The 20,921-nt window shown below is 67.2% G+C and carries 14 protein-coding genes; 5 read left to right on the top strand and 9 right to left on the bottom strand.

Features of this window, described 5'->3' with window-relative positions; genetic code table 11:
* Positions 1–5: 5 nt before the first annotated feature.
* Genes rny through KF791_00885 form a run of 3 tightly spaced genes read right to left on the bottom strand, consistent with a single transcriptional unit; the run spans position 6 to position 3,506 of the window.
* Positions 6–1,565 (bottom strand): ribonuclease Y, encoded by a 1,560-nt coding sequence (gene rny, locus KF791_00895; GenBank protein MBX3731129.1) that lies wholly within the window; start codon positions 1,563–1,565, stop codon positions 6–8.
* Positions 1,566–1,570: 5 nt separating this feature from the next.
* Complete coding sequence (locus KF791_00890; GenBank protein MBX3731128.1) at positions 1,571–2,119, bottom strand: 5-formyltetrahydrofolate cyclo-ligase; 549 nt, start codon at positions 2,117–2,119, stop codon at positions 1,571–1,573.
* Between the two features lie 28 nt (positions 2,120–2,147).
* Positions 2,148–3,506 carry a replication-associated recombination protein A gene (locus tag KF791_00885; GenBank protein ID MBX3731127.1) on the bottom strand — a complete coding sequence of 453 codons (1,359 nt, stop codon included), beginning with the start codon at positions 3,504–3,506 and terminating at the stop codon, positions 2,148–2,150.
* 315 nt (positions 3,507–3,821) lie between these two features.
* Between KF791_00885 and KF791_00880 the strand changes: the two genes are divergently transcribed.
* From KF791_00880 to KF791_00865, 4 genes are all read left to right on the top strand, one after another.
* Entirely contained in the window at positions 3,822–4,715 is an 894-nt protein-coding gene (locus KF791_00880; protein ID MBX3731126.1) for an adenylate/guanylate cyclase domain-containing protein, read from the top strand.
* A gap of 139 nt (positions 4,716–4,854) precedes the next feature.
* Positions 4,855–5,517: a VIT1/CCC1 transporter family protein gene (locus tag KF791_00875; GenBank protein MBX3731125.1), complete on the top strand. Its 663-nt coding sequence runs from the start codon at positions 4,855–4,857 to the stop codon at positions 5,515–5,517.
* Positions 5,518–5,522: 5 nt separating this feature from the next.
* Positions 5,523–6,200: a hypothetical protein gene (locus KF791_00870; protein MBX3731124.1), complete on the top strand. Its 678-nt coding sequence runs from the start codon at positions 5,523–5,525 to the stop codon at positions 6,198–6,200.
* A 112-nt stretch (positions 6,201–6,312) separates the two neighbouring features.
* Positions 6,313–6,927, top strand: a complete 615-nt coding sequence (locus KF791_00865) for a DUF2959 family protein (GenBank protein ID MBX3731123.1) — start codon at positions 6,313–6,315, stop codon at positions 6,925–6,927.
* 147 nt (positions 6,928–7,074) lie between these two features.
* Here KF791_00865 and KF791_00860 read toward each other — a convergent pair whose 3' ends face one another.
* The 6 genes from KF791_00860 to KF791_00835 form a co-directional block, all read right to left on the bottom strand.
* A complete protein-coding gene (locus KF791_00860; GenBank protein MBX3731122.1) occupies positions 7,075–9,645 on the bottom strand; it encodes a c-type cytochrome in 2,571 nt (856 codons plus the stop codon).
* 72 nt (positions 9,646–9,717) lie between these two features.
* The gene (locus KF791_00855; protein ID MBX3731121.1) at positions 9,718–12,837 is read right to left on the bottom strand and encodes an efflux RND transporter permease subunit; all 3,120 of its coding nucleotides are present in this window, start codon (positions 12,835–12,837) and stop codon (positions 9,718–9,720) included.
* Positions 12,837–16,013 carry an efflux RND transporter permease subunit gene (locus KF791_00850; GenBank protein MBX3731120.1) on the bottom strand — a complete coding sequence of 1,059 codons (3,177 nt, stop codon included), beginning with the start codon at positions 16,011–16,013 and terminating at the stop codon, positions 12,837–12,839. The genes KF791_00855 and KF791_00850 overlap by 1 nt, the downstream gene beginning before the upstream one ends.
* Positions 16,010–17,176: an efflux RND transporter periplasmic adaptor subunit gene (locus KF791_00845; protein ID MBX3731119.1), complete on the bottom strand. Its 1,167-nt coding sequence runs from the start codon at positions 17,174–17,176 to the stop codon at positions 16,010–16,012. The genes KF791_00850 and KF791_00845 overlap by 4 nt, the downstream gene beginning before the upstream one ends.
* Positions 17,177–17,185: 9 nt before the next feature.
* Positions 17,186–18,757, bottom strand: coding sequence for a TolC family protein (locus tag KF791_00840; protein MBX3731118.1), 1,572 nt, complete (start codon positions 18,755–18,757; stop codon positions 17,186–17,188).
* Positions 18,758–18,782: 25 nt separating this feature from the next.
* Positions 18,783–19,268 carry a hypothetical protein gene (locus KF791_00835; protein MBX3731117.1) on the bottom strand — a complete coding sequence of 162 codons (486 nt, stop codon included), beginning with the start codon at positions 19,266–19,268 and terminating at the stop codon, positions 18,783–18,785.
* A 259-nt stretch (positions 19,269–19,527) separates the two neighbouring features.
* Here KF791_00835 and KF791_00830 point away from each other — a divergent pair, with 259 nt between their 5' ends.
* Positions 19,528–20,901 carry a patatin-like phospholipase family protein gene (locus KF791_00830; GenBank protein MBX3731116.1) on the top strand — a complete coding sequence of 458 codons (1,374 nt, stop codon included), beginning with the start codon at positions 19,528–19,530 and terminating at the stop codon, positions 20,899–20,901.
* The last annotated feature ends 20 nt before the right edge of the window (positions 20,902–20,921 follow it).

The raw sequence follows: 20,921 nt of genomic DNA, 5'->3' as shown, positions 1-20,921 counted from the left end.
CCCGGTCACTTGGCGAATTCCACGCAGCGGGTTTCCCGGATGACCGTGATGCGGATCTGGCCCGGGTACAGGAGTTCCTCCTCGATCTTTCGGGCGAGCTTTCGGGCCAGTTGATAGGACAGTCCGTCGTCCACCTGCTCCGGGCGGACCACCACCCGCAGCTCGCGCCCGGCCTGGACGGCGAACGCCTTCTCGACGCCTGGAAACCCGAGCGCGATCTTCTCGAGGTTCTCCAGCCGCTGCAGATAGGTGGTCATGCTCTCGCTGCGGCTGCCCGGCCGGCTGGCGCTGATGGCGTCCGCGGCCGCCACCAGGATTCCGTGGAGGTTTTCGTGCGGCACCTCGTCGTGATGTGAGGCCACCGCATTGACGACCACCGCAGACTCCCCGTGCCGCCGCAGAAATTCGCCCCCGACAATGGCATGCGGTCCCTCCACCTCCTGTGACAACGCCTTGCCGATGTCATGCAGCAACCCAGCCCGCCGGGCGGTGGGGGCATCCTCACCCAGCTCGGACGCCATCAGGCCGCACAGGTGCGCGACCTCCACACTGTGATGCAGCACGTTCTGGGAATAGCTGTGGCGGAAATGCAACCGGCCGAGCAGTTCAACGATCGGGGCCGCCATCGGCGGCAGCCCCGCCCGGGCGATGGCGTCCTCGCCCTTCCGCAGGATGAACCCTCCCATTTCCTCCGACACCGCCTTGAACACCTCCTCGATGCGGCTGGGATGAATCCGCCCGTCCAGGATGAGACGTTCCATGGTTTGCCGGGCCACCTCGCGCCGCACCGGATCAAACGCCGAAAGCACCACCGCGTTCGGGGTGTCATCCACCAGCACCGTGACGCCGGTGGTGTTTTCAAAGGAACGGATGTTCCGGCCCTCGCGGCCGATGATCCGTCCCTTCATGTCGTCCCCGGTGAGGGCCACCGTGGCAGTGGTGGACTCGAAGGTGTGGGCCGCGGCGCATCGCTGCAGGGCGGTGGCGAGGATCCTGCGGGCCTCCGGCTCCGCACGCAGACGCGCCTCGTCGAGCAGGTGCCGGCTGAGATCGGCCGCGTCGCGCGAGGCCTCACGCTCCACCTCCCGCAACAGCAATGTCCGCGCCTCGCCGGAATCCACCTGCGCCAGGGACTCCAGACGCGCGCGCAGCTCCGACTGCAGGCGGCGCACCTCCTGATGTCCGGCCTCGAGCGCGGCACGGTCCGTGCCAAGCTGTTCCGACCGGTGCCCCAGCGCAGCCTCCTGATGGGCGAGCCGCTCGAGCTGTTGCTGCACAAAAGCCTCCCGATCGGCCAGTCGCCGCTCCGCCGACGCCAGCAATTCCCGCTGAACGGCCAGGCCCTCCGTCAGCTGGGCCCGCTCGCGTGCCAGCTGCTCCTGAGCGGCCACGCGGGCGGACAGCGTCGCGGCCTCGGCATCGCGGCGGACGGCGTCGCGCAGGTCCCGTTCGCGACTGGCCAGTTCGGCGCGCAAGGCGCGTTCCTTGACCCGGCCATATGCAAAACAGGCCGCAAAACCGGCCGCGGCGGCGGCCAGGAGGGCGGGAACGGAACCAATTTCCATGGGGATCATCCGGGTTGCCGGCGGCACCAATGGGTGGCCGACGGCGTCACGACGACGTCGAGACGGACATCGTGCGTTTCCACCGGCAGCCGGTCCAGCATCTGTTCGTCACGCGCCACACCACACCGGACCGCACCCAGCACCGCAAGCAGCCGGTCATAATATCCACCACCCCGTCCCAAACGCCAGCCATCCGGAGTGAACGCGAGTCCGGGCACCGCGGCAAGGTCCACGGCGTCCGGGGCAACCTCGGGACATTTCGGTCCCGGTTCACGCACGCCGTGGCGTCCGATCACCAGGTCTTCCCCGGGATCCACGACGACGCGGATCCCATACAGGCCGCGGTCCGGGAGGAATACGGGAAGCGCCACCTGCCGACCCGCGGCGAGGGCGTCGTGGATCAGGGACTCCAGTTCGGGCTCGTCCGGCAGGGGTGCGTACAGCAACACCACACGGGCCCGCCGCCAGCACTCCAGGGCTTGGATTCGCCTGGCAATGCACTCCGAGTCGGTGATCCGACGCCCGGGATCCAGGCCCTTCAGGAGCGTGCGCATCCGCGAACGCAGGTCTGCCTTCCCGGGGTCAACCATGTCCGGCAGCGGGCGGAGCCCCCGTTGATGCGTCCCCGCCGGCCGCCTGCGCGCGCAGCGCCCGCCAATGGGCCACGCGTTCGCGGATCTTGCGCTCCACGCCCTGGTCCCCGGGCTCGTAGTAGCGGCGCGTTGCTCCGAGGTAATCCTGCGGAACGAAATTCCCGGGGTGATCATGCGGGTACTGATATCCCTCACCATGCCCCAGACGCTCCGCACCGGCATAATGGGCGTCGCGCAACGACGCCGGCACCGGCAGGGTGCGTCCCGTCCGGACGTCCGCCAGCGCGGCGTCCACGGACGCCACGACCGAGTTGCTCTTGAACGCCGTGGCCACATACAGCGCGGCCTCGGCCAGGGGAATCCGCGCCTCGGGCCAGCCGATCAGCTCTGCCGACTGACAGGCGGCCTGGGCCAGCACGAGGGCCATGGGATCTGCCAGGCCCACATCCTCCGCCGCATGAATCAGGATGCGCCGGGCAATGAACCGCGGGTCCTCGCCGGCATGAATCATCTTGGCCAGCCAGTAGAGCGTGGCATCCGGGTCGGAACCCCGCATGGACTTGATGAACGCGCTGATCGTGTCGTAGTGCGCATCGCCGTCGCCATCGTACACGATCGCCTTGCGCTGGATGCTTTGTTCGGCCGCGGCCAGGTCCATGGGGACCACCCCATCGGCGCCCGGCGGCGTCGTCAGCACCGCAATCTCGAGGGCGTTCAATGCCTTGCGCGCATCGCCGTCCGACACCCGGGCGAGGTGCCGGAGCGCATCCGCATCGGCCCGCACCCGCATGTGGCCGAGCCCACGATCGGCGTCCCCCAGAGCCCGCTGCAGCAGGGCCAGAAGCTCCTCCTCACCCAGCGGTCGCAGCTCAAAGATCTGGGAGCGCGAGACCAGCGGCGCATTGACGAAGAAAAACGGGTTGTGGGTCGTCGCCCCGATCAGCCGGATGCCCCCGCTCTCCACATCAGGCAGCAGGACATCCTGCTGGGATTTGCTGAACCGGTGAATCTCATCAATGAAGAGCAGCGTGGGCCGCCCGGTGTTGGCGAGCCGGTTGGACGCGCCTGACAGCACGCGTCTCATGTCGGCGACGTTCGATTCCACCCCGCTCAACCGCTCGAAGCGCGCGCGGGTGCGGCTCGCGATGATCTGGGCGAGCGAGGTCTTTCCCGTGCCAGGCGGGCCGAAAAAGATCAGCGACTGAACCCGGTCCGCCTCGATCGCCCGACGCAACAGCAGCCCGGACGCCAGCAGATGCGACTGGCCCACATACTCGTCAAGGGTGCGCGGACGCATCCGCGCCGCGAGCGGCGCCGTCGAGGGGCCTGCGGCCTCCGGGACCTCCATCCCCTGCGAAGGGGCGGCGGCGGATGGATTCGTCGCAGCCACCGGTCCCCTGGCGGGGACGAAGAGTTGTTCCTGAACGGCCTCCATGGTGCAGACCCGTCATGCACGAGCCCGTCCGGCAACCAAAACGCAACGGGGACGTTCCCGCAACGGTCGGCCTCGGCGACCGCGATCATTGCCCGGGCCGCGCCGGGACATTGGGGTCGAGCCCTGCGCGGGCAACCGTGGGACGCCCCTGGGGGGAGGATCAACGACGGACGACCCATCCTTCGCTATCGCCTCCGGACTCCGTTGTACGCTAGGCATTGGTCCGGAATGAGCATCACTGGCCCGGGCCAAGCGTGGCTGGAATCCCCGGATGGCGGACGCCTCCCGCTGGTCGGCAACCTGTCGTTTGGGCGCACCCTTGGGAACGAGGTGGTCATTCCCGACGACCGGGTTTCCCGGCGGCACGCCATCCTGCACGCCCAGGGGGATTCCGGTTACTGGCTGGTGGACCTGGGAAGCCGGAACGGCACCTATCTCAACGACCGCCGCGTCAGCCTCCCCGTGCGGCTGCGCGATCGCGACGCGATCCGGATCGGCCCGCGTTGCTTCGTCTTCCACGACGGTGAGGGTGGGGCGGACCTGCAGACGACCCACGCGACGATGCCCACGCTGATGGATGTCCGCGTGGTGCCGTGCTGGTTGCTCGTCGCAGACATCCTCGGGTCCACCCTGCGGGCACAGGCGGCGGCCCCGGGGGAGATGGCTGCGGAAATGAGCCAGTGGTTTCTGCGCTGCCGCCAGTCGGTCGAGGCGGCGGACGGGACCCTGAACAAATACCTTGGCGACGGGTTCCTGGCATTCTGGAGGCCGCCGCAGTCCGCTCCGGAGCAGGTTCACCGGATTCTGTCGCAACTTCGCGAAATGCAATCCGCCGGGCGGCCGGACTTCCGATACGTGCTGCATCACGGCGACGTTCACCTCGGTGGCGCGGCCTCGATGGGCGAGGACAGCCTTTCGGGGCCCGCGGTGAACTTTGTATTCCGCATGGAGAAGCTGGCCGGAAGCCTCGGCGTGCCGGCTCTGGTCAGCGAACCCGCGGCGGACCTGCTGCGGGAACGGTTGCCTCTGGACGACGCCGGAGAGCATTCGCTGGCCGGCTTCACGGGGAGGTTCCGCCTGTTTCGTCCCTGGCCCCCGGAGTCGGGAGCCGCAACCTCCTGATCCCGATGGCTCCAAGCGATGATCGGGGTGCCCGCGGTTTTCTGCTTTCCGGTGGCTTGCCAGACGATTTTGATTCCCCGGATTCACGGGAGTCCGGGCCGGATGGCCCCAAACCGGCCGGAGCGACTCCCGGGTCCCGATGAACGCCTCCAACGCCCCCACCACCAAGCATGTCCTTGAGCCGGTGGAACGGATCTCGGAGGTGTTGTTCGGCCTGATCATGGTCCTCACCATCACCGGGTCATTGAGCATCGCCGAGGCGGGACGAAACGATGCCCGGACCCTTTGGATTGGGGCTTTGGGATGCAATCTGGCCTGGGGCCTGATTGACGGCATCATGTACCTGATGGGCTGCCTCGGGGAGCGGGCCCAGTCGCTTCGAACCCTGCGTGCCATCCGAAATGCTCCCACGGCGGAAGCCGCCCACCGGGCCATCACTGCCGCCCTGCCCGCCGTCGCGGTGTCGGCGCTGCAATTCCCCGAACTGGAGCGCATCCGTCAACTGGCCCTGGAGGCCCCGGAACCCCCGTCCCGGCCCCGGCTTCAGTCTGCCGACTGGCGGGGTGCTGCCGCGGTTTTCCTCCTGGTGGTGCTCTGCACCTTTCCCGTCGTGCTTCCCCTGATGCTTCTCCCGGACCTCGCGCGCGCCATGCGCGTCTCCAATGCCATTGCCATTCTGCTCCTGTTCCTGTGCGGCTACTCTTTCGGACGCCACGCCGGATATCCCCCCGGCATGACCGGGGTGGCCATGGTGGCCCTTGGCCTGATCCTGGTCGCGATCACCATCGCCCTCGGGGGCTGAATCCCGTGCGCCGCCTCCCGTCCCTTGCCGCCCTGCTGCCGTCCATGGCCGCCGCCATGGCCGCCGAACCCACCCGGACGGCGCTCGACGTCGAAGCCGCCGCCGGTGTGGCCCAAAGCCCGGGACCCGGCGCGGCCGTCGAGGATTGGGAATTCTCCGCATCGGTGCTCACCTACATCGTGCCGGATGGTGAGACTTATCCGCAACCGACCGTCACCGCCGACCGCGATCACCTGCATTTGGAGGCCCGATACAACTACGAGGCGCTGCGCACAGGTTCCCTCTGGATCGGAGCCAATCTGTCTGCGGGCGAGCGCGTGGCCTTCGAATTCACGCCCATGGTGGGCGGCGTGTTCGGCGACCTTTACGGGATCGCCATGGGCTACGAGTCCTCCCTCTCGTGGTGGAGGCTCGAACTGTATTCCGAGGGGGAATACGTCGTGGACGCCCGGAACTCCTCCGGAAACTTTCTCTACAACTGGACGGAGCTGTCCATTCCACTCGTTGAGTGGCTGCGGATCGGCGGCGTTGCCCAGCGGACGCGCGCCTACGACGCCGATCGAGACATTCAGCGCGGCGTTCTGGTGGGCGTCCGCCATCGCCGGGTGTCGCTGACGACCTATCTCTTCAACCCGGACCATTCCGATCCCCTGATCGTGGTCGCCGTCGGCATGGCCTTTTGACCCATGCCGCGGCCCACCGTGCCCCTCGACGGGCGGTGGCGATCCATGCCATGGTCCTTCCCCGGGAGGAAGTTCGATTGCCTCGGACGCCTCCCGGAACCAAACTCAATTAATGAAAAAGCTGATCCTGATCGTTCTTGGTCTCATCCCCGTCCTGCTTCCCGCGGTCGCAAACCAGGAAATGCTCGCCGCCGCCATCGCCGAAACCCGTGTTGAAACGGTCCGCACCGCCGATCAACTCAAGGCAACCCTCGATGCGCTCAACAACCTGGTCCGGCAGCCCCAACCCGACCTGCCAGGCGCCTATGCCGCCTTCGCTGCGGAGGTGCCCAAGACCCAGCACGCGGCGCAGTGGACCCAGACGCGCGTGAACTGGATGGGCAGCGAGGGACAGACCTACTTCACGGGATGGCAGTCCACCATTGACCAGATCGTGAACCCCAATTTGCGGAAGAAGGCCCAGCGACGTCTCGAATCCGTCAAGGCCAGTTACGGCCGGGTCAACAAGTCGCTGACAACGGCCACTGAGAAATTCGAGCCCTTCCTGTCCGACCTGAGTGACATTCAGAAAATCCTCTCAAATGACATCACCCCCGGCGGTGTGAAGGCCATCAAGGAAACGGTCTCGGACGCCAACTGGCGCTATCGCAGCGTCAACTCCGCCATCCAGCAGGCCCTCCGCGAAATGAGGCGCATGGAGGCGTCCCTGTCCCCTACCGGCCAGTAACGCCCAACACACGCCCGACACATCCCCGACCGTGGGGGGGGGCCGGCGCCGTTCAACGACGCCGGCCCTGCGTTTTTCCGGCCGTGCTGCTTCCCTCGAAATCGGACCGCCACTGGGGCGCCGGGGCAACGGTCCGCGGGTGCCGGCCTATTCCCCGCGGAACATGGCGTGATTCCGGTTTCCCTGGGATAGGATGAATGCCAGCAGGTCGAGGATTTCGTCCTGCTCAAGGGTGTTCAGCAGCCCCTCGGGCATCGGGGAAATCTTTGAGGGCTCAATGGAGGCCACGTCCGTGCGCTCCACGTTCGCGAAGGTGTTGGGGGCGGTCATGTCCGTCACGATCATCAGCACGTCCTCGCTCAGGTTCGCCACCCGGCCGACCACAACGTCCCCGTCGTTCAAGGTGACCACGATGGACGCGTACTGATCGCTGATCTCCTTGTTGGGATCCACGATGGACTCCAAAAGGTCACGCGGACTGAACCGCGCGGCCACACTGGTGAGGTCGGGACCCACCGCCCCGCCCTCCGTGTCAAAGCGGTGGCAGTTGTAGCAACCCACCGCTCCAAACAGTTCCCGACCGCGGCTGAAGCTCCGGCCGCGCAGTCGGCCCGAGACCACGGGAGCCAGGTCGTTCACGGTCCACTCCTTCACGGTGGACCGGCCGGCCAGCAGATTCTGAAGGACCGTGCGCGGCTCGGGCTTCGCCTCCAGGACGTCCTTGAGCGTCTCCCGCTCCGAATCACTGAGGCCCGCCATCGCATCGGCCTTCATGTCCCGAAGGAACCCGGCCAGACTCGCCCCGCCGCGGAAGTTGGCCGCCCGCAAATACCATTCGAAGTACTGGCGGCGCAGCGCGGGCGTCCAGCCCGACTTCAACACCCGCAGGTCGCGCGCGTACGCGATCTGCTCCTCCTGGCTCGGTGCCTTCATCAGCGCCGCGACGAGGCGCTCCGCCGTTCCGGGCGCCTCCAGGTACACCAGCATCTCCGAGAGCTGGGTGTTGATCGCGATGCTGTTTCCGGGGAAGTGCGCGGCGAACCGGGTGCTCAACCGCTGGCGCGTCGCGTCGTCCGGAGGTCCGAGCCGGATGAAGGCCAGGGCGTAGGCCCGGAGCAGCCCAAGCCGCTGCGCCTCGGAAAGTCCTTCCCAGTCCAATCGGTCCAGAGACGTCAGGATCCGCGCCTGCAGCGCCGGATCGGGGGCGGGATCGGCGGCTTTGCGGTGGAACGGATCCCTGGAACTGACCCGCGCCAGTGCGATCAAGGCGTTGATCGAGGCGTCGGGCTGCATTTCCGCGAGCGCACGATCGCGCCAGCCGGCCACCGGCTGCCATTCGAGGGCAATCCGCGCCGCCGATCGCAGGACCCGGTCGCTGCTATCGAGGTGAGGCCACAGGAAATCCACCGCCGCCGGATCCACCCGGCCGTGAAACGCCTCGAGCGACCGCCGCACGGCACGGGCGGATTCACCGCCGGGCCGCGCCGGCGCCGGTGCCGTGGGATCCGGTCCTGCATACGTCACGCGGTACAACCCCGACTGGGTTTTTCGGCCGCCAATGGTCACATACATGGCGCCATCCTTGGGGTGGATCACCACATCTGTGACGGGAAAGGGCTGTCCGGTGACAAACTCCTCGGTGGTTGCGGTGTAGCCGGCACCCTCCGGCACCAGGTGCACCGCGTACAACTTCCCGAAGCTCCAGTCCGCCGCGTAGAACGCGTTCTGGTACTTCGCCGGGAACCTCGCGCCGTAGCCGAAGGTCACCCCGGTTGGGGACCCGGGCCCGATGTCCACCACGGGCGGCAGCGTGTCGGGATAATAAGGCGGCCACTTGGCCGCTCCGGAGCGCCATCCGAAATCCACCCCGCTCGCCACCTGGCAAATCCGGGTCGGGCGGTACCACGGCGTGTTGATGTCCCACTCCATGTCCGCGTCGTAGGTGAACAGGTCGCCATCCCGGTGAACGGCGGCGTCATATTGGTTTCGAAATCCCACGGTCTGGAGTTCCCACTGCTTCCCTTCCGGATCCGTTCGGGCCACCCATCCCCCCGGTCCGAGCACGCCCTTCATGAACCCGTTGCCGTCCCATAGCCGCGGCAGCAACAGATCCTCGCCCCAGTCGTAGGGCACCTTCGAACCGGCGAACTCGGTCAGCCGCGTCTGATTGCCGACAATGATGTACAGTCCCTTCCCGTCCGGGGAAGGCACGATGGCGTGCGGTCCGTGTTCCCCGCCACCGTCCAGCTTGCGCAGCAGCGTCACCTCGTCGAACTGATCATCGCCGTTGGTGTCGCGCACGCGGTACAGTCCGCGCCCCTGGTACGCCTCGTTGGCCACCATCACGTACAGGCTGTCGAAGGCGTACACGAGCCCCTGGGCCTGCCCGATGGGCACCTCCAGACGCTCGACCTTCAGGCCGGTGCTGACGCCCAGGGGCGGCGGAGTCAGTCGGTACAGCGGTCCATACTGGTCGGAAACGATCAGGCGCCCCTTGGGATCCGTACACATGGCGACCCACGATCCCTCATCGTCCTTGGGCACCGTGTACAGCAACTCCGCCTGAAATCCGGGAGCCACCTTCAGTGCCGCGACCGGTGTGGCACCGGACGCCGCCGGCTGGCCGGCCAGCGGCAGCGCCGCAATCCAGGCAGCCGCCAAAACTCCCGTCGCCCGGGACCAAAATCCCACGCCGCCATCCAACGCTGCAATGTGCATGGAGAGACGATGGATTCCCCTGCCTCGGGACTCAAGCGGCGTCCGAAGGCCGGGCACCAGGAATTGCACTTTTCACCGCCCCGGCCCCCCGCCCCGGTCCCCTCGATGCAGGACCACAAACAGCGGCGGCACCAGCAGCACCATGAGGCACGTGGAGGCGAGCATGCCCGAGGCCACCGTCAGACCGAGGGACTTGCGGGCGCTCGCTCCCGCCCCGCTGGCCGCCAGCAGCGGCACCACGCCCAGAATGCAGGTGAGCGAGGTCATCAGGATCGGACGCAACCGGACCTGCGAAGCCTCGACCGTGGCCTCCACGATCGGGCGCCCGCCCGCGACCAATGACCGGGCCTGTCCAACGATCAGGATGGCATTTTTTGCGGAGAGGGCGATCAGCAGCACCAGTCCGATCTGCACGTACAAATTGCTGGCAACGCCGAGGCCCAACAAGGCCGCTGAAGTGCCAACGAGCGCCAGCGGAACCGAGAGGATGACCACGAGCGGCGTGCGCCAGTCTTCAAACAGCCCGGCCAGCACGAGGTATACGAGCAACAGCGACAGGCCGAGCACCCAACCCAGGGAACCGGCAGCAGCCTTCTCCTGATAGGACATCGCGGTCCACTCAAACGTCATGCCCTCGGGAAGGAGGTCGCGAGCAATCGTCTCCATCGCCCGGAGGGCCTCGCCGGAGCTGTGGCCATCGCGCGCGGCGCCGTTGATCGTGGCGGACGGCCGCAGGTTGTAGAGGGTGATTACCGGAGGGCCGAAGTCCGTCCCCAGCCCGGTCAGCGTGCCCAACGGGACCATCCCTCCAGACTGGTTCCGCACCCAGTATCGGTTCAGGGCCGATGCCTCGGCCCGGTAGGGCGCGTCTGCCTGGACGAAGACGGTGTAGGTGTGGCCAAACCGGGTGAAGAAACCGGCGAAACTCGAACCCAGGTAGCTCTGCACCGTGTCCTGAACGTCCCCAACCTCCACGCCCAACACCTCGGCGCGGTCACGGTCCACGGCCGCGGTCACCTGGGGTACCGACGCGCGGAGCGAGGTCAGCGCCATGCGGATCACCGGACTTTTCCGGGCCGCGTCCACCACGGCATCCGCCGCCTCCTGCAGCCGCGCAAAATCCCCGCTGCCGTCCGTCAGCGCCAGTTGCATCTGGAAGCCGCCCGACAATCCCAGCCCCTGGATGGGCGGTGGCACCAGCACCAACGTGCTGGCACCGGTGAAGTCCCCGAGCCAGCGGTTCAGCGTCTCGTAGATGGATCGCAAATCCTCGCCGGGTCCCCGCTGGCTCCAGTCTCGAAACATCAGGTACACCACCCCCGCACTGGCGAGGGAGGCATTGCCGTCCAGCGGAGACACTCCTCCGATCACAATCGTCTGGGCCACCGCCGGATGCCGCCGGCACAGCGCCACCACGCGCTCCATCACACCCGCCGTGCGCTCCAGAGAGGCTCCATCTGGAAGTTGTACGACGACCATCGCGTAACCCTGGTCCTCGGTCGGGATGAACCCGGTCGGCACCCGCCCAAGCGCCACCACGGCCAGCAGCGCAAGTCCCAGGCCCACAGCAACGGTGATCCGCCGGTGCGCCACGAGCCGCGCCACCAACCCCCCGTAGCCCGCCTCCGCTTTTCGAAACACCCCATCCAGCAGCCGCGACAGCGCGGGTGGCGCGCGTGAGGGATCCCGGGAACGCAACCACCGGGCGCACTGGGCGGGCTTCAAGGTGGCGGCATTGATGGCACTGATCAGTGCGGTGGCGGCCATCACCAGGGCGAACTGCCGGTACATCTGCCCGGTGATGCCGGGAAGGAAGGCCGGCGGCAGAAATACGGACATCAGCACCAGCGTGACCCCGAGGATCGGTCCCAGCAGCTCACGCAACGCGGCGATGCTGGCCTCGCGCGGACGCTGCCCGGCCTCGATCTGCTGGGTGGCGCCCTCGACCACCACAATGGCGTCATCCACCACAATCCCCACCGCGAGGACGATGGCAAACAAGGTGAGCAGATTGAGGCTGAACCCCAGCACCGCGAGCGCGGCAAACGCCCCGATGATCGTCACCGGCACCGTGGTCGCCGGCACCAGGGTGGCCCGGACGCTCTGCAGGAAGATCAGGATCACCAGCAGCACCAGCACACCGGCCTCCACCAGCGTCTGGTACACTTCGCGAACCGACGCCCGCACAAAAATGGTGGTGTCGAAGGGGATGTCATGGTGCAGGCCCCCGGGAAACTCGGCCGCCATTGCCCCCATGGCTTCACGAATGCGAGTCGCCGTGTCGAGGGCATTTGCCCCGGGCAATTGATAGATCGCAATGCCGCCGGCGACCCGGCCGTCGAGCTCAAAGAACTGGCTGTAACTTCGGGCACCCAATTCGGCACGACCGACGTCCCGCAACCGCACGATCCGCCCGCCATCCTCCGGGGAGAAGGCCACAACCAGCTCCTCGTACTCCTCCGCAGTGGCCAGGGCGCTGTCCACTTCAAGCGTGTACTGAAAAGCCCCGCCCGGCGACACCGGCGGCCGCCCCACCCCACCCCCGGCGACCCGCCCAGCCTGAGTTTGGATCGCCGTCAGGACGTCGCCGGGCACCAGGGACCGCAGACGCATCCGCTCCGGATCGAGCCAGACCCGCAGGCTGTATTCCCCGATCCCGAAAACCGTCGCATCAGAGACGCCTTCCACCCGTGCAAGCCGGTCCTTCAGGTGGAGGGTCGCGTAATTGGCCAGGTACAACCCGTCGTGGGCGTCGTCCGAGGAGGTGAGCGTGATGATCTGCAGGATGGCCGTGGATCGTTTGCGGGTCATCACGCCCTGCTGCTGGACCGCCGGCGGCAGCTGGGCAACCGCGGCGGACACCCGGTTCTGGACGAGCACCTGGGCCAGATCCAGGTCGGTACCCACGCGGAAGGTCACCGTCAGCGTGTACCGGCCATCCGCGGTGCAGGTGGACTGCATGTAAAGCATTCCTTCGACCCCGTTGACCTGCTGCTCGATGGGCAGGGCGACGGTGTCCATGAGCGTCCGCGTCCCCGCCCCGGGATAGCTGGCCGTCACCTGGATGGTGGGCGGAGTGATGGGGGGGTACTGGGCGACGGGCAGCCGCGCCAGGGCGACCCCTCCGAGCACCAGCGTGACCAGGGCGATCACGTTGGCCAACACCGGCCGGTCCACAAAAAAGCGCGCCATCATGGCTCTCCGGCCGACCCAGACCCGCCACGCGTCGCCGGAGCCGCCCTTCGTATCCGCACGCCCCGCGACGCCCACGAACCCAGCACCACGCAGTAGGCCGGGACAAACAGGACCGCCAGGCCGGTGGACGCCACCATCCCGCTCGCCACCGCGATGCCGAGCGACCGCCGGGCCCCCGCCCCGGCCCCTGTCGCCATCACCAGCGGCATCACCCCAAGAATGAAGGTGAGGGAGGTCATGAGGATCGGACGCAGCCGCGAACGCGAAGCCTCCAGGGTGGCCTCCCTCAGGTCCCGGCCCGCAGCCACCCCCTCCCGCGCCAGTTCCACGATCAGGATCGCGTTCTTCGCGGAGAGCGCGATCAGCAGGACGATGCCGATCTGCACGTAAAGGTTGTTGTCCATGCCCAGGACGGCAAGGGCGGCAACGGTGCCGAGCAGGGACAGCGGCACGGCAAAGATCACCGCCAGGGGCGTCACCCAACTCTCGTACTGCCCCGCCAATGCGAAGTAGACGAGCAGCAGCGCCAGTCCAAAGAGCAGGTAGGTGGACCGGCCCACCAACCGTTCCTGATAGGCCAGCCCGGTCCATTCAAAGCGAATCCCGGGTGGCAGCACCCGGGCAGCGATCCGCTCCATGGCGTCCAGAGCCTGTCCCGAACTGTAGCCCGCCGACGCCGCTCCGTGCACGGTCGCCGAGGGAAACAGGTTGTAGAGCGAAATCACGTCCGGCCCCCACCCGGAGCGGATCTCCGCAAGGGCGTCCACGGGCACCATGTCGCCGGACTGGCTCCGCACATGCAGCCTTCGGATGTCGTCCGGAACCCGCCGCATTTCCGGGTCGGCCTGGACGTACACCATGTAATTGTGCCCAAACCGGGTGAACAGGTTCACGAACGTGGAGCCAAGGCAGGTCTGAATCGCCGCGTACACGTCGCCCACGTTGACATTTCGTGTGGCCGCGCGGGTGCGATCCACGGACAGGGACACCTGCGGAACCAACGCGCGGAAGGCGGTGAAGACGTCGCGCAGTTCGGGAGCGGAGGCCGCCGCCTCCACCATCCGCTCCACCGCGGCCTGGAGGTGCGCGTAGTCGCCGCTGCCATCCACCAGTTCGACCTGCATCTGAAATCCGCTGGACGCCCCCAGCCCCTGGATCGGCGGCGGCACGAGCACGCGGGTCCGCGCCTCAACGACGTCCGCCAGCCGCGCCTCCAGATGCCGCACGATGTCCGGGAGCGCCTCACCGGTCCCGCGCTGCGACCAGTCCCGGAGCATGAGATACACAATGCCGGCATTGGCCAGCGAGACATCGCCATCGAGCGGCGAGGGGCCGCCAGTGCCGATCGCAATGGAATGCGCGACCCCCGACACCTCGCGCCCCGCCCGGGCCACGGCCTCCATCACCCGCTCCGTGCGCTCCAGCGAGGCGGCATCGGGCATCTGCACGGCCACCAGCAGATACCCCTGATCCTCCACCGGAAGGAACCCGGTCGGGATGCGCGTCAACCCCCAACCCGCAATGAGCACGAGCACGAGGGCCAGCGCGACAAAGGTCCCGCTGCGCTCGATCACAGTCCGCACGCAGCCCGCGTAGGCCGCGTCCACTCGAGCATAAACCCAATTGAAACCGCGGAATACCAGGCTCGGCGTCCGGCCCGATGGCACCGGACGCAGCCAGAGCGCACACTGGGTGGGCTTCAGGGTGACGGCGTTGACGGCACTGATCAGTGCCGTGGCCGCGATGACGAGCGCGAACTGACGGTACATCTGTCCGGTGATGCCTGGCATGAACGCCGGCGGCAGGAAGACCGACATCAGGACCAGGGTGATGCCGATGATCGGCCCGAGTAGTGCCCGCATCGCCGCAATGCTGGCCTCCCGGGGTGGCATCCCCTCCTCCACCTGCCGCGACACGCCCTCGACCACCACGATCGCATCGTCCACGACAATCCCGATGGCCAGCACCACTGCAAAAAGCGTCAGCAGGTTGATGCTGAAGCCCAGAACCGCCATCGCAGCAAAAGCACCGATGATGGTCACCGGCACTGTCGTGGCCGGCACCAGCGTCGCCCGCGCGTTCTGGAGGAACAGCACGATCACCCCGAGCACCAGCAGGCCCGCTTCAAGGAGCGTCCAGTACACCTCGCGAACCGACTGGCGGACAAAGGTCGTGGTGTCGAAGGGAACGGAATAGGCAAGGCCCTCCGGGAACGCGGGAGCCATCGTGTCCAGCAGGCGCCGGACACCCGCGGCGGTGTCGAGCGCATTGGCGCCGGGCAGTTGGTAGATGGCGAGTCCGCCGGCGGGCCGGCCATCCACCGCGAACACCTGGCCATAGCTCCGGGCCCCCAGTTCGATGCGCGCCACATCGCGCAACCGCGTGAGGGTGCCGTCCGCATCGGACCCCGCCTTGACGATGATGGCTCCGAATTCGCCCGCGTCCGAGAGCGCCGCGGGAACGTTTGCCGTGAGCTGGAAGGCTTGCCCGGTGGGCGTGGGCGGCATGCCGATCTGCCCGGCGGCCACGTTGGCATTCTGCTGTCCGATGGCGTTGATGATGTCCTGAGGGTTCAACGAGCGCTGCCGCAGCAGTTCCGGGTCAAGCCACACGCGCATGCTGTACTCGCCGATGCCGAAGACCACCACGTCACCGACCCCCGGGAGCCGCGCGAGGGGATCCCGCAGCTCGAGGGTGCCGAAGTTCGCGAGGAACAGCGCGTCGTGGCCGGGTTCGGACGACGTCAGCGTGATGATCTGCAGCGGCGAGGTCTCCCGCTTCCGGGTCACCACGCCCTGCTGCTGCACGGCGGCCGGCAGTTGCGCCAGCGCCGCCGCCACCCGGTTCTGCACCAGCACCTGCGCAAAATCGAGGTCGGTGCCGACCTCGAAGGTCACCGTCAGCGTATACCGCCCGTCGGAGGTCGAGTTCGATTGGAGGTACAACATGCCCTCCACCCCGTTGACCTGCTGCTCCAGCGGCAACGCCACCGTCTCCACCAGGGTTCGTGCGCTGGCCCCGGGATAGCTGGTGGTCACCTGGACCGTCGGCGGGGTGATCGGCGGATGCTCCGCCACAGGAAGCAGGCGCAGGGCAACCAGCCCAAGCAGCATGGTGACGAGCGCCAGCACGTTCGCCAGCACCGGGCGCTCGATGAAATAGCGCGCGATCATCGCGGGATCCCGCGTGTCGCAGTGGGGGCCGCCGGCGCCTCGCGAACGGCGACCCGCCCGCCCGGCCGGGCATTGAGAAGGCCCTGCACCACGATGCGATTAGTTGCGGACAACCCCGAGCGGATCGCGGCGCCCTCCGGTGTCAGCGGCCCCCGTAACACGCTCCGTCGCGCCACGACGTCGTCCGGCCCCACCACCAGCACGTAGTCACCCAGCGGGTCGCTGCCCAGCGCCTCCTGGGGCACCACCAGCATCGGGCGGGGATCGCCCAGGGGGATGCGCACCCGCGCGAACAACCCCGGGAACAACACCCGGTCGTCATTCGGAAACACCGCGCGCATCGCCAGGGTGCCCGTCGCGGTGCTGACCTCGTTGTCGGCAAAATCGAGAACGCCCTGATGGGGGTAACCCATTTCCTGGCTGAGCCCGGCCATCACGGGCACGGTACCCACGCCCGACTTCACCTCGATCCCCAGCCGCCGCATTTCGTCACGCAGATGAAGGGCCTCCCGTTCGTTGAGACTGAAGTTCACGTAGATCGGACGGAGCTGTTCGAGCGTCGCCAGTTGGGTGGCCCCCCCGGCACCCACCAGGTTCCCCGGGTCCACGCGACGGCGTCCGATGCGCCCCGTGAAGGGGGCCCGCACCTCGGTGTACCCCAAGTTGATCCGGGCCAGTGCAACCTGCGCCTGCGCCTGGTCCCGCGAGCTCAGCCACTTCTCCACGTTGGCCCGGGACGTTGCATTCTGTGCCAGAAGCCCCTGCTGGCGCTCGTATTCCGACTGCGCCTGGGCCAGCACCGCCTCATTGAGCGCCAGCTGCTGGCGGTAGGGTTCGGGTTCGATGACGAACAGCACCTGCCCCTGGGTCACGAGGTCGCCCTCCTTGAAGTCCGCCGATTCCAGGAAGCCGGACACACGGGCCACCAGATCCACGCTCCGCGATGCGGCGACGGTGCCCGTGAGGTCGAGGTGCTCCACCACGGGACGCTCCATCGGACGCGCGACCACCACGCCCGGGACCGCCGGAGGGGGTTGCGGGGCGGCGGGGCGGCATCCGGACCCCACCGAGAGGAACAGCAGCCCGACGAGGACGCCGCGCACGATGATCCGGCCGGTGGCCGGGGCGGGAGCGGCAGGGAGAGCGAGAGGGAGTTCCTTCATGGCAGCTGCTTATTCCGGCGGGGCGGGCGGCAGGTGGTTTTGCGGCTCGAGCAGCGCGCCCCAGCGGGTCCGCCGGGCCATCGCCGCCTTCACCTCGTCCGAAATCACATCACGCCCCTCACGCAGCTGCCAGCCGCCGCCGAGGGCCCGGTACACCGCGATCAGGTTGAGCACCACATTGCCCTGCGCCGTGGCCACCGAGTCCTCGAGGCTGAGCTGGGCCTGCTCGGCGTTCAGCACCGTGGTGTAGTCGGTTTCGCCGGCCTTGTACTGGATCATGGACAGGTCATAGGACCGGCGCGCGGCGTCCGCGGCAGCCGCCAGGTTCGTCAGCGCCTGCCGCTCGGTGAGAAAGGCGGACAATCCGTTTTGCACCTCCTGCTGGGCGGTCAGGACCGTGTTCTGATAGTTCAACACCGCCTGCTGGAAGCCGGCGTCCTGGACCCGGACCTGGTTGACGAGGCGGCCATAATTGAAGACCGGCCACACCATGGCGGCTCCGGCCTGTGCCGCCCGGCTCTGCCAGAGAAACAGGTCCGACAGGGAGTTGTTGGCCTCGTTGTTCGACGTGAATCCAAAGGCGCCGTTGAGCGAAAATGCGGGATACATGCTGGCTCGGGCAACGCCGATTTGGGCCGATTGCGCCGCCGCTGCGAACGCGGCGGCGCGCACGTCGGGACGCCGCCGCAGGAGGTCGTGCGGAATGCCCGCCGTCACCGTGTCCGGCACCTCCGGGATCCGCCCCGGCACCGGCACCAGGCCCGCCGCCTCCGCCGGCGGTTCGCCCAGCAGAACAGCCAGGGCGTACTGGAACTGGTTCCACGAGTTTTGCAGGCGCGGGATTTGGGCGGTGGTCTGCAAGAGGATGGTGGAGGCCTGGCGCATGTCCAACTCACTGGTCTCGCCGGCCTCGAACTGCGCCGTGGCGACCCGCAAGCTTTCCTTCTGGGCCTCGACGTTCCGTTGCGCCACCCGCAACCGCTCCTCCGTGGTGCGCAGATTCACATAAGTGGTCCCGACATCAGCCACGAGCGTCACCAGCACGTCGTCAAACGATGCCAAAGTTCCGGCAAAGGACGCGCGGTCCGCCTCGATGGTCCGCCGGTACTTTCCCCAGAAGTCCATCTCCCATGACGCCGAGAACAGCGCCTGGGATGTGGCCAGATCGGGGCTGACTCCGGCGGGCAGTAGCGCGGAGTCGGCGGGATTCAACCAGTAGCGGTTGACACCGCCCGACAGACCCTGTTGCTGCGGGAATAGGTTGCCGACGGACTGGTTCAACTGCGCCCGGGCCTGGAGAATGCGCACACCGGCGCTCTGGAGACCCGGATTGTTCCGATAGGCCTGCTCAATGAGCCCGTTGAGCACCGGATCCTTCAGGGCACGCCACCAAAGGACTTCGGCAGGGTCCGGCGTCCCGGTGGGTGGAGCGTCCACCCAGGAGGCGGCCACCTTGGACTCCGGGGTGCGGTAATCGGGTCCAACCTTGCAGGCGGGCAAGACTGCCAGGCAGGCCACCACAAGCGCCAGCGCGGGCGCCGACCCCACGACACCGGCCTTCACCTGCGGCAACCCACGCACGCGAAAAACGTTCCAGGCAGCCCCATCAAGGGGTTGTTCCGGCGACAGCCTCCTGCAACGGCGGCCCGGGCGCGACGAACAGGATCTCGGTGATCACCCCCTGGCCGTCGAGACGCATCAGTGTCAGTCGTCCCGGCTCCTTCGGAAACCGGGCCGCCAGCGTCGTGTCGTCCACCACCACCAATCGAAACGGCTTGGAGGCCATCCGAGACCGGGCGATTCGCTGCTTGAACCCGGACAGGCCACTGATGTTGACCATCATCAGCACCTGGTTTTTCTCGAACCACCCGGGATCCTTCGGCGGGCTCGCCTCACCGCGGTCCCCTGGCGTGTCCAGGAGGGCGACGCGAAAGTCACCGGGGCGCATTTCGAACGGCTTGCCGCGTCCATCCTTCAGTGCAGGCAGCGAGAGCACCTCGCCCACCCGGAAGCTTTCGTCGCCAAGGCACAGGAACCCGACGAAAACTCCCATCCACACCAACAACCCCAAGGTTTTGGATCCGGACCGCATGGAAAAGCCTTGGCCATTTCAGCGCGCACCGTCAATCCCCGCCATCCGGCGCCCTGCAGGTCCAAACGTGCCCATCTCCCGCCTTGACGGACGCCGTCCATCCGTGGACTAAACACCCCGGAGGCTTTGCACTATTCACGCAACCAAGTCACCCCATCCTTCCCCGCCCCTTCGGCCCATTTCAATCCCCGCCAGGCTTGGCTTCCGCCTCGATGCGATCACAAGGTCGCGCCGTCTTCCGGCACTGACAGTGCTCGTCGTGGGAGTTCTGCTGGCAGGGGTGCCGGGTGCCGGGTGCCTTCATGCACCCCTCAACCGTCCGGAGACCCTCGCGACTGAGCCCGGACCATCCTCCCCCTACTCCTTCCGGGAGCAGGTGCCGGAGTCCGTCAACGAGAGTGATACCCTGTTCCTCGTCGCGCTCTCCGGTGGCGGGACCCGGGCGGCGGCAATGGCCTACGGGGTTTTGGAGGAATTGCGCCGCACGACCGTCCCGGCCAGCGTCCCGGAACGGCGCCTTGTCGAGGACATCAACGTCATCTCCGCGGTATCCGGTGGCAGCGTCGCCGCAGCAGCCTACGCCTTGGATGGGGACAAGTTCTTTGGCTCTTTTGAGACCAATTTCCTGAAGCGCAATGTTCAAGGGAAACTGGTCCGCAAGACCCTGATGCCGTGGAATTGGCCGCGGATTGGATCCCCGTGGTTCGGCCGCTCGGATCTCGCCGCCCGATACTACGACGAGATCCTCTTCCATGGTGCGACCTTTGGCGAACTGGCGATCGGGCGGCGCCCGTTCGTGCTGTTGAATGCCACGGAGGTCGCCACAGGCATCCAATTCTGGTTCACCCAGGACGTTTTCGACCACCTGTGCTCGGATGTCTCCACCTACCCGATCTCCCGGGCCGTTGCCGCCTCGTCGGCAGTGCCTGTGGCGCTGTCACCAATCACCTTGAAGAACTACGCAGGCACCTGCGGGTTTGAACCACCGGCATGGATGACCGCCCGGGTCAATGAGAACTGGGGGGAATCCCTTATGCAACGCGCCCGCGAACTGGCGATTCTCCGCGACAGCACCAACCGTCCCTTTTTCCATCTGGTGGATGGCGGTGTGGCGGACAACCTGGGGCTGCGACCGCTGCTGGAGGGGCTGATGTACATGGCCCAGGACCCGAGGAGCCGTCAGGGGCTCAACTTTGACACGCTCCGCCGGGTCGTCCTGCTTGCCGTCAACGCCCGTTCATCCCCGGAGAAGGACTGGGACCGCCGCGAATCGCCCCCGGGGATGTTGAGCCTTGCCCTGGCGGCACCCACCATCACCATGGACCGCTATTCCCAGGACACGGTGGCCATGATGGGCCTGGTCGTCGAACAGTTGAGACAAAAGCTGGCGCGTACCGGGAACAACTCCCTGAAGTTTTTCCCGATCTCCCTGTCCTTCGACAACCTCAAGGACCCGGAGGAACGGCACTACTTCCTGAACGTGCCCACCTCGTTTTTTCTCTCAAACGAGGCGGTGGACCGTCTCCGTGAAGTGGGCGGAAAACTCCTGCGGGAATCGCCGACCTATCAGGAACTGCTCCGGGATTACGAAGCCGGCGCGGCCGCCCCCGCCCTCAGAAATCCAGGCCCCTGATCCCACGAATTCAGGCCGCA

Source organism: Verrucomicrobiia bacterium, from assembly GCA_019634635.1.
In the GTDB taxonomy this organism is placed as follows: domain Bacteria; phylum Verrucomicrobiota; class Verrucomicrobiia; order Limisphaerales; family UBA9464; genus UBA9464.
Note: the sequence above shows the minus strand (reverse complement) of the source record. Positions and strands in the feature narration are given on the sequence as shown.

Excerpts from the sequence above, each read along its gene's own strand:
- KF791_00890 (MBX3731128.1), bottom strand. The coding sequence starts at position 2,119 with ATGCGCACGCTCCTGAAGGGCCTGGATCCCGGGCGTCGGATCACCGAC.
- KF791_00865 (MBX3731123.1), top strand. The coding sequence starts at position 6,313 with ATGAAAAAGCTGATCCTGATCGTTCTTGGTCTCATCCCCGTCCTGCTT.
- KF791_00835 (MBX3731117.1), bottom strand. The coding sequence starts at position 19,268 with ATGCGGTCCGGATCCAAAACCTTGGGGTTGTTGGTGTGGATGGGAGTT.
- KF791_00855 (MBX3731121.1), bottom strand. The coding sequence starts at position 12,837 with ATGGCGCGCTTTTTTGTGGACCGGCCGGTGTTGGCCAACGTGATCGCC.
- KF791_00850 (MBX3731120.1), bottom strand. The coding sequence starts at position 16,013 with ATGATCGCGCGCTATTTCATCGAGCGCCCGGTGCTGGCGAACGTGCTG.
- KF791_00875 (MBX3731125.1), top strand. The coding sequence starts at position 4,855 with ATGAACGCCTCCAACGCCCCCACCACCAAGCATGTCCTTGAGCCGGTG.
- KF791_00845 (MBX3731119.1), bottom strand. The coding sequence starts at position 17,176 with ATGAAGGAACTCCCTCTCGCTCTCCCTGCCGCTCCCGCCCCGGCCACC.
- KF791_00885 (MBX3731127.1), bottom strand. The coding sequence starts at position 3,506 with ATGGAGGTCCCGGAGGCCGCAGGCCCCTCGACGGCGCCGCTCGCGGCG.
- KF791_00860 (MBX3731122.1), bottom strand. The coding sequence starts at position 9,645 with ATGCACATTGCAGCGTTGGATGGCGGCGTGGGATTTTGGTCCCGGGCG.
- KF791_00880 (MBX3731126.1), top strand. The coding sequence starts at position 3,822 with ATGAGCATCACTGGCCCGGGCCAAGCGTGGCTGGAATCCCCGGATGGC.
- rny (MBX3731129.1), bottom strand. The coding sequence starts at position 1,565 with ATGGAAATTGGTTCCGTTCCCGCCCTCCTGGCCGCCGCCGCGGCCGGT.